This is a genomic window from Paenibacillus sp. CF095 (genome assembly GCF_900101225.1).
Classification (GTDB): domain Bacteria; phylum Bacillota; class Bacilli; order Paenibacillales; family Paenibacillaceae; genus Paenibacillus.
In genome coordinates this window covers 456,025-469,716 of record NZ_FMZN01000003.1, presented here as the reverse complement: position 1 = coordinate 469,716, position 13,692 = coordinate 456,025, and the positions used below count along the sequence as shown (strand labels likewise).

The 13,692-nt window shown below is 35.9% G+C and carries 12 protein-coding genes and 1 pseudogene; 7 read left to right on the top strand and 6 right to left on the bottom strand.

Going from position 1 to position 13,692, the window contains the following annotated elements:
• The first annotated feature begins 73 nt into the window (after positions 1–73).
• Positions 74–244 (top strand): hypothetical protein, encoded by a 171-nt coding sequence (locus tag BLS69_RS32270; protein ID WP_176872989.1) that lies wholly within the window; start codon positions 74–76, stop codon positions 242–244.
• A gap of 471 nt (positions 245–715) precedes the next feature.
• Here the strand turns inward: BLS69_RS32270 and BLS69_RS24050 are convergent, their stop codons facing one another.
• Positions 716–2,323, bottom strand: a complete 1,608-nt coding sequence (locus tag BLS69_RS24050; RefSeq protein WP_091037293.1) for a hypothetical protein — start codon at positions 2,321–2,323, stop codon at positions 716–718.
• The gene (locus BLS69_RS24045; protein ID WP_091037291.1) at positions 2,323–3,348 is read right to left on the bottom strand and encodes a hypothetical protein; all 1,026 of its coding nucleotides are present in this window, start codon (positions 3,346–3,348) and stop codon (positions 2,323–2,325) included. Before BLS69_RS24045 ends, BLS69_RS24050 begins: the two co-directional genes overlap by 1 nt.
• A 170-nt stretch (positions 3,349–3,518) precedes the next feature.
• Here BLS69_RS24045 and BLS69_RS24040 point away from each other — a divergent pair, with 170 nt between their 5' ends.
• Complete coding sequence (locus BLS69_RS24040; RefSeq protein ID WP_091037288.1) at positions 3,519–4,358, top strand: hypothetical protein; 840 nt, start codon at positions 3,519–3,521, stop codon at positions 4,356–4,358.
• A 49-nt stretch (positions 4,359–4,407) separates the two neighbouring features.
• On the opposite strand, the gene BLS69_RS24035 is transcribed toward BLS69_RS24040, so the two are convergent.
• On the bottom strand, positions 4,408–4,749 hold the full coding sequence (locus tag BLS69_RS24035; protein ID WP_091037284.1) for a helix-turn-helix domain-containing protein: 342 nt from the start codon (positions 4,747–4,749) through the stop codon (positions 4,408–4,410).
• 130 nt (positions 4,750–4,879) lie between these two features.
• On the opposite strand from BLS69_RS24035, the gene BLS69_RS24030 reads away from it, so the two are divergent.
• Positions 4,880–5,206 (top strand): hypothetical protein, encoded by a 327-nt coding sequence (locus tag BLS69_RS24030; protein ID WP_091037283.1) that lies wholly within the window; start codon positions 4,880–4,882, stop codon positions 5,204–5,206.
• A 50-nt stretch (positions 5,207–5,256) separates the two neighbouring features.
• Here BLS69_RS24030 and BLS69_RS24025 read toward each other — a convergent pair whose 3' ends face one another.
• Together BLS69_RS24025 and BLS69_RS24020 are read right to left on the bottom strand one after the other, a co-directional pair.
• Positions 5,257–6,294 (bottom strand): tyrosine-type recombinase/integrase, encoded by a 1,038-nt coding sequence (locus BLS69_RS24025; RefSeq protein ID WP_091037282.1) that lies wholly within the window; start codon positions 6,292–6,294, stop codon positions 5,257–5,259.
• Positions 6,295–6,344: 50 nt separating this feature from the next.
• Positions 6,345–6,614, bottom strand: coding sequence for a helix-turn-helix domain-containing protein (locus BLS69_RS24020; protein WP_091037281.1), 270 nt, complete (start codon positions 6,612–6,614; stop codon positions 6,345–6,347).
• A gap of 128 nt (positions 6,615–6,742) precedes the next feature.
• Here BLS69_RS24020 and BLS69_RS24015 point away from each other — a divergent pair, with 128 nt between their 5' ends.
• The 4 genes from BLS69_RS24015 to BLS69_RS24000 are packed head-to-tail and all read left to right on the top strand — an operon-like array spanning position 6,743 to position 11,875.
• Entirely contained in the window at positions 6,743–7,420 is a 678-nt protein-coding gene (locus BLS69_RS24015; RefSeq protein ID WP_091037280.1) for a TnsA endonuclease N-terminal domain-containing protein, read from the top strand.
• Complete coding sequence (locus BLS69_RS24010) at positions 7,417–9,390, top strand: hypothetical protein (protein ID WP_091037278.1); 1,974 nt, start codon at positions 7,417–7,419, stop codon at positions 9,388–9,390. Before BLS69_RS24015 ends, BLS69_RS24010 begins: the two co-directional genes overlap by 4 nt.
• 19 nt (positions 9,391–9,409) lie before the next feature.
• A complete protein-coding gene (locus BLS69_RS24005; protein ID WP_091037277.1) occupies positions 9,410–10,390 on the top strand; it encodes an AAA family ATPase in 981 nt (326 codons plus the stop codon).
• A 3-nt stretch (positions 10,391–10,393) separates the two neighbouring features.
• A complete protein-coding gene (locus BLS69_RS24000) occupies positions 10,394–11,875 on the top strand; it encodes a hypothetical protein (RefSeq protein WP_091037275.1) in 1,482 nt (493 codons plus the stop codon).
• A gap of 964 nt (positions 11,876–12,839) precedes the next feature.
• Here the strand turns inward: BLS69_RS24000 and BLS69_RS23995 are convergent.
• Positions 12,840–13,684, bottom strand: a pseudogene (locus BLS69_RS23995) (Rpn family recombination-promoting nuclease/putative transposase).
• Between the last annotated feature and the right edge of the window lie 8 nt (positions 13,685–13,692).

The window sequence follows — 13,692 nt, the reverse complement described above, 5'->3', positions numbered from 1 at the left end:
CTGAAGAGTTTACAACTAGATAAAGAAGATTAAACACTGGTTACACGATAAATTGTCTCTTTGGGGGATTAAAATGAGTAAAACGAATGAAGAGTTTATTAAAGAAAAAGAAAAGCGAGTTGATGACCTCTCGAAAGTGAAACTCATGGCTCCTTCGGTTGATGGTGGTCATGATCGCGAGGTAACTGTTGTTTACCAGCGAAAGGCAAACTATGGCTTGCCGTCATTCCTCAAACGTAAATGAAACGATTTTAGTAAAAGCTAGCGCTTAAATGTTGGCTTTTTTCTTCATATGTGAAGATAAACTGAGATTGAAAACATTTCTTAGAATAGATGAGGATATCATGAGCAACACGAATAAAGAGAAAGCTCTGATCCATCATTCAAGCAACCAATGATATGGTAAACTGGATGCACCCTCAAAATCAACAACTCAAAAATACAACGCTCGCTCCCGCAGAAGTGGCTCAACAGCGCTATCGTAGACAAGTCGATGCGGAAAGGTAGCAGAATCGTTAAGATATGATAATTATCAATGACCTTAAATGGATTTTTCAAACTTTAATGTCTGGAAGAAGAAAGTTTGCCCTTCATTTGAAAAGATGCGAATAAAAACTTTGGGCAAGGTATCATGAATAAAAAATGTGACCGTCTCTCTTTTAAATATGAGGGTCGGTCTCATTTTTTATTGTACTAATCAAAGACCAAATAGCAATTAAAGTTTTAAAGAGAACTTTTCTACTAATGCCCTAAATTCATTTAAATGTTCTTCCCCTAAAATTTTACTTGCAGTATGTTTTGAATAGTCAATATGATTTAGAAATTGCATACTATTATACTTACCTACTTCTTCAGCCTTAAGAGTGGTTGTGAGGATTACTTGCACATTTAGCTTCGAAAAAATATCTAAGACTATTAATTCTTTTTCTGTTGATAAATCTTCAGCACGGAAAGAATCTACAATAACTGGAAGATTATATTGTAATACTTTAGCAAAAGAATATAGTTTTACAAGATGGTATATTGTAGCCTCACTACCTGAAAATATTTGATTACTTTTCGTGAAAATAGATTCAAATTCAAGGTTTCCAGAAGGATCAATTTTAGAATAAGTATCATTCATAAGTCCTGTAATATTCATAATTAAATCCTGCTGTTTTTGTACAAGACCTTTTGAGACATTAGCATTCTGAAGTAAGTCAGCTTCAATTTTTTTTATTTCTCCATCTATGATGTTTATACGAACTTCTGCATCATCTGCTGAAAACATTTCATTTTTAAACGCCACTAATAATTCTAGGCTAACCTCATCCTGCTCAAGTATTTTATTCATTTCATCTTGACGTTTATTTATTTCAAATGTGAAATTTTCCATGTCCTCGCTATATGCCTTAATTTTTTCTGAAATCGATTCAAGAATTTGCTGACGTATTTCATGTGTAGAAACATCAAAACTATAGCTGTCTTTATCAGCACTCTTAAAATTAATATGTGTTGAATTACAGTCCATACACTTTAGCTCCCCGGATTGTATGGTTCTGTTTAGGGATTGTAATTCTTTTATAGTCATCTCGCATTTACTTTTTCTTGATAAAGCTGCATTTCTCAATTTCCTTAGTTCTAAAATTTGATCTTTGATTTTCTCAACTTTTTCTATCTTTGACCTAAAATTCAACTTGTCATTAACACTACTTAAGTAACTTGCAACTGGATTATTTGACTTCAAAATCTTATGTTGATTTAATAAGTTTTTTCTTTCGTTTTTTAAGTTCTTTATTTTTTCCTTTGCTTGATCATCATCCTCAAAATTTCTAGTACTAGTACTAATATTGGTAAATGAGTATAACATATTTAAAAAGTCTGCTTTATTATAGTAGTTTTTATTGGCGATAGTAGAGGTATCCTTTTTGTCTTGTCCTACAAAATTTAATTGATAAAACAATTCGGGATCGACGATTCTTTCTAATCCATTTTTTATAATTGTAGGGAGCTTAAAAATATTTTTTGTCCAGTACCTTTTTAATTCAGAAATACTATCAAACATCATTATTTTCTGGTCATTTCTTAAAATAAATGAGTTAGACTTCCTACAAAGAGAGTATTGTTTATCTTCTACAGAGAAGACAATTATATGATAGTAATTCATATAATTAAAGGTTGAAGGGAAGGCAGGAGTGTTTCCCAAACAAAACAATAGACTTTGAATTAATATAGTTTTACCGCGATTATTATCATCACTTGAAATAATATTCAAGTAATTAGAAAAATTGTTTTCAACATATGCTTCTTCAGCATTTCCTACGGCAACCTTCTGAATTATCATTATTGCACGCCATCCTTTACAATAGATATGAAATATTTAAGCGAAATAGCATCAAAATCACTTTGGTTAACTAATATAGGATTTAATTTTTTGAAGATCTTATTTATATCATCTTGAGGATTAGAAACAATTGTTGAATAGACATTCTCGAACAAGCCCCAAAACTCTCCTGCGCGATTTTTGTTAAAAAGTGCCATTGACAATGCCAATTGACAATCTTCTAATATGGTTTTCCTTTTTTCTGGTGGAGCTTTATGTAGAGTATCTGAAAAAGGAAGGGGTACCCCCTTATCAAATGGGTTTCTGTTAATTATTCTCCCTAGAACCAATATTTTTATTTCGTTACTTGTCATATGGTGATAGTAATCAAGTGCTTCCACGCTTGTTTCTATAGTTATATTTTCGACAACACCTATATTTTTTTTACTCGATTGGTTATCTCTTATTTCATTAAAAATAGCCACCAGGGTTTGTTCATCTGGAATAATTCCTGGATGTATTTTAAGTATTGATTTAACATAATCACTTGGTTTTCTATCATCAATAATGAACTGGACTTTTTCTAAAAAAAATTCGATTTCTTCATTTGTTATTGATTCATGATCAATGTATGTTTTTTCCTGAGACTCTTCTAATAGTCCTTCTTTTAGTTTTTTTACAGCTTCAGGTTTCACATTGTTGATATCAAATATATTTAGAGAATTATCAATTCTGACTGTATTTGATACACCCCCGAGAAAAAGAAGATAGTAACCAAACTCTATTTCACTTCTATAATTTTTGAATAATGTAACGAGTTCTTTTCCAATTGCCTTTGGTGAGGAGTTTTTCGCACCTTTCGATTGAATATCCCACAACTTATTTCCCATTTTGTCCATTCCGGTTAAATCATTAAAAAAATCCACAACAAAAAAGTAAATATCATTGCTATCATTTCTAAAATTCATTAAATAAAGTAAAGCTTTTGTTTCATACTCAGAACCTGAAGGCCGAAGTCTTTCAGAAGACGTCACCTGATAAGCCATAAGACGTTTAAACTCCTTTCTGCTAAGAAGATTGGGGTAGTTTTCCTATACCTACACATTGTAGCAATATAACTCTTAATTTCATAATGGTAAATACAATATCTTTAGTATAAATCAAAACAAGATGGTCAATAACATTCACTGATCTCAAAAATAAGGGGTAAACATAAATGAGTATAGAGAGCGTTATCCGTTTTGTCGAATCTTCATGTTATAACCAAATGCATTGTTCTGGCACAAAAGTAAATTTCCTGAGACAACTGATCAGTGATTATCAAGCTTCTCTTGGTCTCAAACGACTTGAGTGGACAGCACAGGATGTAGTAGGAAAGTTCATCGCCACTATACAGTATGATATGAAAAACGAACAACTTTATGAGCTGCTAGACAGCCATGGTGTGCTTCCTAAAGTTGTTCGAATTAAGTGGAACTGTTTAAATGAGTCGGAACAACACTTACTTCAAGAATGCCGGTTAGCTAGTAAGCCATACTTAAGATTTACTCCAAAAATGATCGATCAAGGACAACGTGAAGAGGGACTCAGCAGATACAAAAATGACTTGGCGAACTATGACATATACGGCTTATTAAATGAATGGAAGCAACAAAAATTGATCCACTCTAAGCTATTGAATCAATGGACTGCTTTACGTATTACTGCTTTAAAAGAGATGCAAAATATCTGGCAATCCACGATATCCCTGCCTGTAGGAAAGCTAAATGTAGTTATTCCGGATCCGTGCGTCAATACTATTGCTGCATATCAACGTGGAGGAACGGAACTACTACAGCGACGTGGAAAGATTGATATAGAGCAAGTAAAGATATTCACAGCTAAAGGCTACTTTTCTTTGAATCAGGTCCAAGAACACTTAAAAGTACTGGATGTAAGGACAAAGTATATTCTCCTGACAATAACAAGTGAACATAATATGATAGAGGGAATGATACAACAATTTAACCTCTATTCATGGATAAATCTACGAAGCCAAAAAGGATGGGAAGTTTAAAGCTAATATAACTAAAAAGCCGACGTCCAAAGACATCGGCTTTTTTAGTTTAGTTATCGAAAAGTTCAGATAAGAGCAGATTAACTTTTTTGAGATCAGAAGACTTCATTGGCCAGAGCTTCTCATTAATCTCGTTTAATAGTTTTTCCTTGTCATTGTTTCCAGCTTTAACATACTTACTGTAATGAAAAAGTTCATGGACATTAACTTGGAGCGCATCTGCAATCTTTTGAAGGTTTAACAAGGTTATGTTTTTCTCGGCACGCTCAACGCCCCCGATATAGGAAAAGTGAAAGCCAGCCATTTCACCTAATTCTTCCTGTGAATATCCTTGTTTTTTTCGTAATTCCCGGACACGTTGCCCCACTAATCTTAATACAGGTTCGTTCATTGCCACACCTCTAAATTCAGTCTAAACAATGGGAAACCTTCGATACACTAATGTATATAGATTATTTTAGTAAAATGATAAGTTTATATATCAATTTGAGTGGACATAAATAATAAGGGAGGTGGAGAGGATGAATGAAAGACTCAAAGCAGGTATTGAAATTGCTATTGTAACGGCAGAAGGAATTTTGTTTGACGGAAGAATGTATACCAATCGAGAAGTGGTCAAGAAGAAATGGTTTGATTTGGCTAGAGAACAAGGAGAGTGGAAGATTCCTATCGTTCATATCAAGGACTATCACGAAGCAATTCTGATCATCTCGTTAAAATATCAAGAAGTCAGTGTCGCTACAAGGGTGAGCTTAGAAAAGAGAAACGTAAAGGATGTGGAGGCTTACTACGATCAATTAAACCAACTAAAGCAGCTTAAGAAGAGCATTACAAAACAGATTAATTAAACAAAAAAAAGCCTTGTTCAAAGAGAACAAGACCTAGTTAATAGGCTAACTCAATCAATAAGACTCGACAATATAAGGTATTTCTCTAGTGATTCAATATTACGTTGAGCCAATTGTTGTTTCATATTGCGTACGTTATTTGTTCCAGCGTATTGAACTCCAAATGAATGGGTAAGCTGCCTCACTGTAACCTCTGAGGCACCGAATTTCACAGCGTACTTTTTAACCATAGCTTGGATTGTACGCTTTGAGATTCGTTTTCCATGTGTTTCACCATTAGGTTTGGCCAAGAAAAATGCCTGCTCACTCTCTTGAGGAGCGTAGTTATTTGTCCTGATTTTTAAATATTCATGTAAATAATGTTTAGCGTTCTCTCCGAACATAATTCTATGACTCATTTGTACTTTAGCATGTTGTCTAGTTACGATAAGGTAGCCATCTTTAAGATCAATATCTCCCAGATCTAAATTGACAATATCGCTTACTATTATTCCGGATTCCAAAAGTAATGTAATAATACTAACATCCCTATCTCGGTTTAGATTGTGAAACCACTGAGCCTGAACATTGTTTTGCTCGGTTACTCCTTCCTGTATAAATTTAACAAAAGAAGGGATTTCGTTGACATGAAGGATCTTTTTCTGTATCTGACGTGCGATCTCTATGTGATTTTTTGGTCTCTCCATGGTAAATGTAGCAAAAACATTACGTCTCAATACAGGGAATCCACTGTTGTCGAATTCCTGATGTAGAAAACCAAACAAAGAGCGTAACGAATTAAATTTTCGTAACATGGAGCTATATTGCAAATTTCTCGATGAAGTTAAGTGTTGTACAAAATGCTGTACATGTTCTTGGTTTATATCATTAAACTTTTCCAAGGTCAGATCACATGTGGACTCAGCATGCGGCCAAAGTTTGGGTGTAATCCAATTAAAGAAAATGCGAAAATCCCTAACGTATTCTAAACCGGAAGAAGGTGAAAGCATGTCATCTAATTTGTGTTCAATGAAAACTTTAACGGGCAACGGCATCTCTTTTAGCAAGACTAATAATACTTCTAAATCTCTACGCTCTTGTACTTTCATATAGGAAACACAGCCTTTCAATCTTTTCAGGCTTTATTCCCTATATATCTTTATTTTATACATTCAATAGAATATTTCTTTCTAGAATTCGAGATTTCCTGATAATTATTCCTCAACAAAGATTCAAGAGGTATATCTAAAATTTGTAATAGAAGATACAAATTATAAGCACTAATAACATGTCTGCCCCGCTCAATATTAGCTAGGGATGAACGAGCAAGATGATAGCTTTTACAAATCTCTTCTTGTGTTTGTTTCTTCAACTTTCTAAGGTCCCGTAGATATTCTCCAAGCCACTTGTAAAACTCTTCTTCTGACATATAGTATTCTCTCCCTCTATCATTCTATTACTTCTTAGTATGTTCATAGAAATGCAAATTTTATACATGATGTGTATAAAAACTTGAATTTTTGTTTATACAGGAAAACAAATCTAAAGGGGTAACTTATGACGAATAGAAACGAATTCATGAAGTATCAGCCCATCAAGGTACTTCGAAGTAAAAAATATGGAAATAACTATTGGACTCCGCGTGGAAATAAAGTCGATAAGCGTATCGTTGAACTATATAGTGACCTGGAATACGATCATTGGCTTCTGGTTGATACGGACCCTGAAGTCATCACATATTGTGAGCAACCAATGGAAATTTCCTACGTTCTAAATGGCCGACTTCGTACTTCTATCTTTGATATGTGGATCTTAAAAGAGGATGGAACGGAAATTTTTGTAGAAGTTAAATACAAGAAGGAACTGACATCTAAACATCCAAAACATGCGAGAACTCAACGGCAAATCGAAGCACAACGAGAATGGTGCCGAATGAATAATAAACATTACGTGGTTCGTACAGAAGAGGATGTAAGAAAGGGCCGTCACTCAATTGAGAACAGAACATCCTTATGTATGGCAGTAGTCAATAGTAAGAAACCCGTTTATTCAAATGAAGTACTTTATTTTATTCCGTATAAAGGGATAACAATTAAAGAAATAGTACAAGGGTTGCCTCGTCTTCCTGTAGGGGAGGTACTTTTAACCCTAAAATGGCTTCTATATGAGGGAAAGATCAAAGCAAACATGGAAGATCAACTTATCGGTTTTGGAATGGAGGTTTGGAGACAATGAGCAGATCGAGAATATATGAGCAGGACGGATTAGAACCCGACCAAGCTAATCCTGAACTGTGGCCCTCTGTAGATGAGAATGTACTCAATGAAACTGCCCATACAGTGTATATACAACGTAAAAACGCGGTTTTAATGTATTTCCGGAGGGACAGTTTAGATAGTATTCAACATACGACCGGAGTTTCTCCTCGAAACTTGAGAAGATTAGTTCAAAGATGTATTCAATACGATCAAGATGGAGTTGTTTTAGGTTTCCGAGGATTGATTCCTCAGAAAAATGTAAAAAAGTACGAGTTGGATATATTAAGACAAAAAAGAAATAAAGATAACAAAACCGGGGAATTCAACCGTTTATTGGAATTTCATCCGGATATTAAAGACATGGTGGAAGATTTATATTTAGGTAGAAAAAAGGGTTCATTGGAACCGGTCATGAAAATAAAGCACATACACAAGCGCTTTATTGACCAGTGCCGACAAAAGGGAATAACTCTTTCTGAATACCCTTTAAACACAAAATGGATGGGATATAAGGCACTGCAGCGTTACATTAAGCAACTATCAGAACAAAATTTTAGTAAAACAGCAGCACGATATGGAAATGATGCTTTTCAAAAGGCAAACAGAGTGGGGGAAGCAGATCAAAACTCGTTGTCAAATGTATACCCATATCAGAAAGTTCAGTTTGATGCCCATCGTATAGACGGTTTTTTTGCCGTAGATTTAGTTACACCAGATGGAGATCTCGTGACAAAGACACTGGAGCGTTTCTGGATTCTGACCATTATTGATGTGAGTACTCGTAACATACTCGGCTATTCGATTTGTTTAAGCAGAGAGTACGGGGGAAGTGATGTCATGCAATGTGCTCGTAATGCAGTGATGCCACATAAACGAGTTGAATTAACAATTCCAGGGCTTTCGTACCATGAAGATGGTGGCTTTCCCGCGGAAAAGTTCCCTGAATTGGAGTGGGCAGTTTGGGATGTGATTTGTCTAGATAATGCAAAATCACATTACGCTAAAATAGTTCAAGATCGACTCACTAACTTAATCGGATGCACTCCAAACTTCGGTCCAGTAGCATTACCAATGAGAAGGGGAGTGATTGAAAGATTTTTCAAAAACTTGGCTGAAAGCTTATTTCATCGATTACCAAATACAACGGGAAGCGGAATAAACGATCCAAAAAGAAACAATCCCGAAGAAAAAGCACTTAAACTAAATATCACATACGATCATCTATTACAACTTGTTGATGTGATTATTTCGAATTACAATGGGACTCCACATCAGGGTATTTATCAGCAATCGCCTCTTGAACTTATGGAAAAGAGAATTAGAGAAACTGGTTTACTCCCAAGGCGTTTAGAAGATGATAAACGATCGGAGATGCTATTTATGCAGACATCAATAAAAAGAACAGTAAGAGGTTCACTAAAATCCGGAAGGAAACCCTATATTCAATATGAAGGTGTTGAATATCGTAGTGAGAGGCTAGCAAATTCGGCTTATCTACTTAATAGCGAGCTCGTGCTTCATGTAAACGTCGATGATCTTCGAACGTTAAAAGCCTTTCTTCCTGACGGTAGTGAATTCGGTTATCTAATAGCGAGTGGGAGATGGTCACTGACTGCTCATTCCTTGCAAACGAGACGTGCGATCAATTCGTTAGTCCTGAAGAAGTTGATCCACTATACTACTTGGGACGATCCTATTTTCGTTTATACCGACTACCTCATGAGTCAAAAAAACTCAAAAAAATCTACTAACAAAATCACTCAGGTGAATGAGATAAGGAGAAAAAAACCGACAGATTCAACAACTGAACAATCGAAAGCATTAGAAGAAGCAAAAGTACAACATGAATTATTAGACAAAGTTCGAGAAGAACAAATCAATAGGGAGAAGCTTAATGAGATGGATAACTATGATCGCTTGATCAAACAATTCAAGACAAAGTATTAAATAAGGAGAAGAGATTACAGTGAAAAAACACTTTGTTCCTGTTGGAACACACCCTATTGAAGTAGGGCATTACAAACTCCCAACCAAGGAAGTAATTCGTTTAATGGATAATCTTAAAAAAATTGTACTAAACCGATTACCAGGAATGATTGTTTATGGGCGGCCACGTATAGGAAAGACCTTTGCAGTAGTCTTCGCATTAGAGAATTTGCCACAATATTTAAATGCGCCCATACCAATTTTTATTGTCAACAGCAACTCGTATAAGTTTCCCAACGAAGGGAAATTTTTTGCAGATCTCCTACGTGGTTTTAATTTCCCTTTTAAAGCCAGGAGACAATCTGATGAAATGCGGAATCAAATCGTCAATTTTCTAAAAGAAAAAGCGGAATTGTCTCGCTTAAGAAGGGTTATCTTGATTATGGATGAGGCACAAGTCTTAACAGAGTCACATTATGTTTGGTTAATGGACATTTACAATGAACTAGCTCAGGCCAAAATCAGTATGACTGTGATTTGCGTCGGTCAAGAAGAGCTGCTCACGAGAAGAACCTTCTTTCTAGGACAACGTAAGTCCCAAATTATTGGACGTTTTATGACACATGAGCATCGTTTTTTTGGTATTACTTCCTTAGACGATATCAGAGCTGTTCTTCGATGCTACGATTTATCAGAAATCTCTGCATATCCTGAAAACAGTGACTGGAGCTACACTAGATATTTCTTTCCTGAAGGATATGAGAAAGGTCATCGCTTGGAAGATGCTGCTCCTTTAATATATAAACAATTTCAAGATCTTCGCAGCGAACATGGAGTACATTCAAAATTTGAGATACCAATGGAGTACTTTGCTTATGCTGTTGAAAACGCTTTGAAAGTATATGGGGCCCATGGGGAACAACTTGAATGGATCTCAGATCAACATTGGGTTGAATCCATCAAGATTAGTGGCTATATTGAATCTGAAATTTATATGGCTTTAGCAAGTAAGGGCGGTTAGTATATGAATATCGTGTGGAGGAAAGAATGGATCAATGAATATGAATCTCCCTGGTCTATATTTGAAAAAATGACTTTGGTAAACCTAACAGATCGGAATGAAATTCTTAAGGTCTTTGGCAGTAGTCATGTAAAGAAGATTACACAACATATTGGAGATAAACAAAGGGAACTATTGCAGTTAAATGGTTTCAACATCGAAAGTCTTCATGAAACACTAGATTTTAACTTGCAAGAACACAATTATAAAAATATTCAGTCGTTGATAGCACCATTTTCTGAATTATATAGTTCCTGGGAGCATTGGTTTCATCGAGATTTGCATTGGTGTTCAAAGTGTATGGAGGGAGGGTTTCATTCTTGGTTGCATCAGTTTAAACTTCTCGATGAATGCGCATTTCATGATCTCAAATTGAATAATGTTTGTCCTACTTGTAGGTCAACAATACCTTTCTTGTTGTCAAGTAGGCAGTTAGAACACGCATTTCAGTGTAAGTGTGGATATGCATTTGCTACTTTTCATGTGTCCAGTTGGAACAAATGGAGAGCTCCTGATCAAATGAGTCCTGTTGTGGATCGTTGGCTTCAAGCAAACCAGGCAAAAATGAAGACATCAAACATCAATTCCAAATGGATCATTCATGCACAACATTGTAATTTAAAGCGTTTAGTTACGGATGAACCTGAAGAGATAAAAGTAATTCATTCAGAAGTATCCGCGCACAGAAAGGATTATTTCTCTAAGCGTTTCCAAAAAGATTTACTGCAAGTTACTTCTAATGCTGTTCAACAAGTCGTGGAACGATTATTTCAGAATTCCCTTAAGTTTCATCAACATTGTATTACTCAATTAATTGAACTTAGAAAATCGAATGAAACGATTGAATTCCCTGAAATTTGTCCCTATGCATACGCTTATGTTTTTTGGAGAAAATCTCTTTTAAAGGAGGAACATTTCTACAGCTTAAAAACAAGCTCGAATTCTGATGTAGCTCCACTACTAATTAGGGAGCTTCTGGAGTATTTCTCTGATCAGGTCGTCAATTATCAAATGAAAATCCGCAAAAGTATTGATATGGGGGGGCTTTCCTGGATCCTTGAAAAACTAGTGATACAGTTCAGTGAGAATTTCTTCCGTGCTTGGATGGAGACCGCAGGGAAGAGAAGTAAAGAAATTAGTGTACCTTCTTGGAATGAAATTGAAAATATGAGGGACCGCACGTTTCCAGATGTTGCTTTCAAATACAACTTTGATGAGAGCAGCTCATCTAGCAGCATTGAGTATTATCATTTGCAAAACAGAGAACCGTCGTTGACTATCAAATGCAATTGCCCGAATCAACATGAAACCGCTAAACAAGATATTCAATCAATGATATCGTATACACCACAAAAAATTGCGATCCTGAATATGAGTAATCCAAGTGACGAACATAAGATCCTCCAAAAAACAGTAGAGACATATGTGAAAAAATTGAATTTTTGAAGCCGTTAATCTTAAAAGATTGACGGCTTTTTGTTTTTAACCCGGACCTTGATAAATTATGAATGGAAAGGGGAAAGTAAACGGTAATCGGTACAAGTTCTTGTCCTTTAACGGTACAAGTTAAGTAAACGGTAATCGGTACAAGTTCTTGTCCTTTAACGGTACAAGTTCTTGTCCTCCGACAAAAATCGGCAAAAAAAAGTTGGTCTGCTATGCTGCACGAGCTTTGTTTACATTTACACAAAATCAGGATTTTGTACATATGTCTTAAGTGGAATCTTTACCCACTTGTAGGAATGTGCAAGTACATTTCTTTAGTAGTGAGTCTAGGCATTGGCTGATAATTCATATAAATTAATCCATTTTATTCCAGGTTCAATCACCCTGTCTTCTATGTATGTGCAAAGTAGCTAGATTGTATGCCGCGACCACCAATTTATTTTTATGATTCAAAATACGCTTCCTATGTGCTATAATCAAATGGCATGATTTGCCTTGAGTGCGGTTAGCTTATCTCCGAAAGGAGGTGAGCGCTATGAACTTCTCCTTCTCAGACGTGATAATGTTCGCAACATTTCTAATTGCGGTACTAACGTATGTAGATAAGAAGAAGAAATAACCCACTCTGAGGTTCGCGCCAAAAGTGTGGGTTATTTCCGTCTTTGTCATCATTAATGGAGATGGGATTCCCTACTCAACAATAATTGTGCAGGGAGACGGTATAGCGCACCGTCTTCTTTATGTAGTATATAATACCACAGTTGTTTTTATACATCAATAATGATCTTGTTGACTATAGTCGATTCTAATCTCTTGGTTCGACTGTTTTTAATGTATTACCCAGTTCAATCAACCTGTCCACAACAGTTCTTCTTATCTTGGGTACGTCACGGAACTATCTCCATTTTATTACTTATCTGTTGCTCAGATGCCCTTACTAAGATGTCATCGGCAACATTTATGATCAAACTTTATGGTGTTTTATGAGTCGTTCCACTTCTGCTTTTGTCAGACCGGTAGAAGAAGCAATGATATCAACATCTACTCCTGATTGAATCAATTTCTTGGCAACATCAGTAGCTTTGTTACGCTCTCCTTCTTCCTTTGCCCCTTCAATCATAGAAGCTTCATCATGCAAATACTTTTGTCTGTCCTCGTATAATCGGCGGGATTCGGCATCCTGACTAAGAAATTCCAACGTATCCATTGCTTTTTTTAATACAGGTTCGTTCATCGTCAGCACCTCCCAATTGGATTTATCGACACCTTTTAAGAATAATAGCCAGTTAACCAAACCACCATTTTCTACTGGAGTCGCATGGTCGCCAAGCTTGGGCAATTCCAGAAAATGCAGTTCTATGTCATCTATGAGCGAGATCCCACTCCGGTCTTCACGCAGATGGAATACGTTATGATATTGATCATTGGGCAAAAAAGAATAGTTCAGGATGTTAATCGTCACGCATGTTTCAGCATCTTATAAGAACGCCCCTCTTGAAGCTGTCCGCTGTATAGCTTGCTCCAGTAAAACATCGTTCGTTTCTCAGTATCATATTTATTGAATAACTGCATTTCAACGTTGATGAGCTCGCCCTCCGCTGTTCTTCCGTGTATATCAAGGATGGATTGCTTCTCACGAGGAGTGTCCTTCTCGGTATATGGATTCAACAAGATGATTTCTGTCAAAGGCGGCCTACCTGCCTCTACAAAAGTCTTGTTCAAGAAGGCAAGCAGAACATCCCGATTTTCTTCACTGCCAAATATACGTTTGAATAAAAAATCATTTCGGGGGTCAAGCAGTTCATTCATCTGCAATC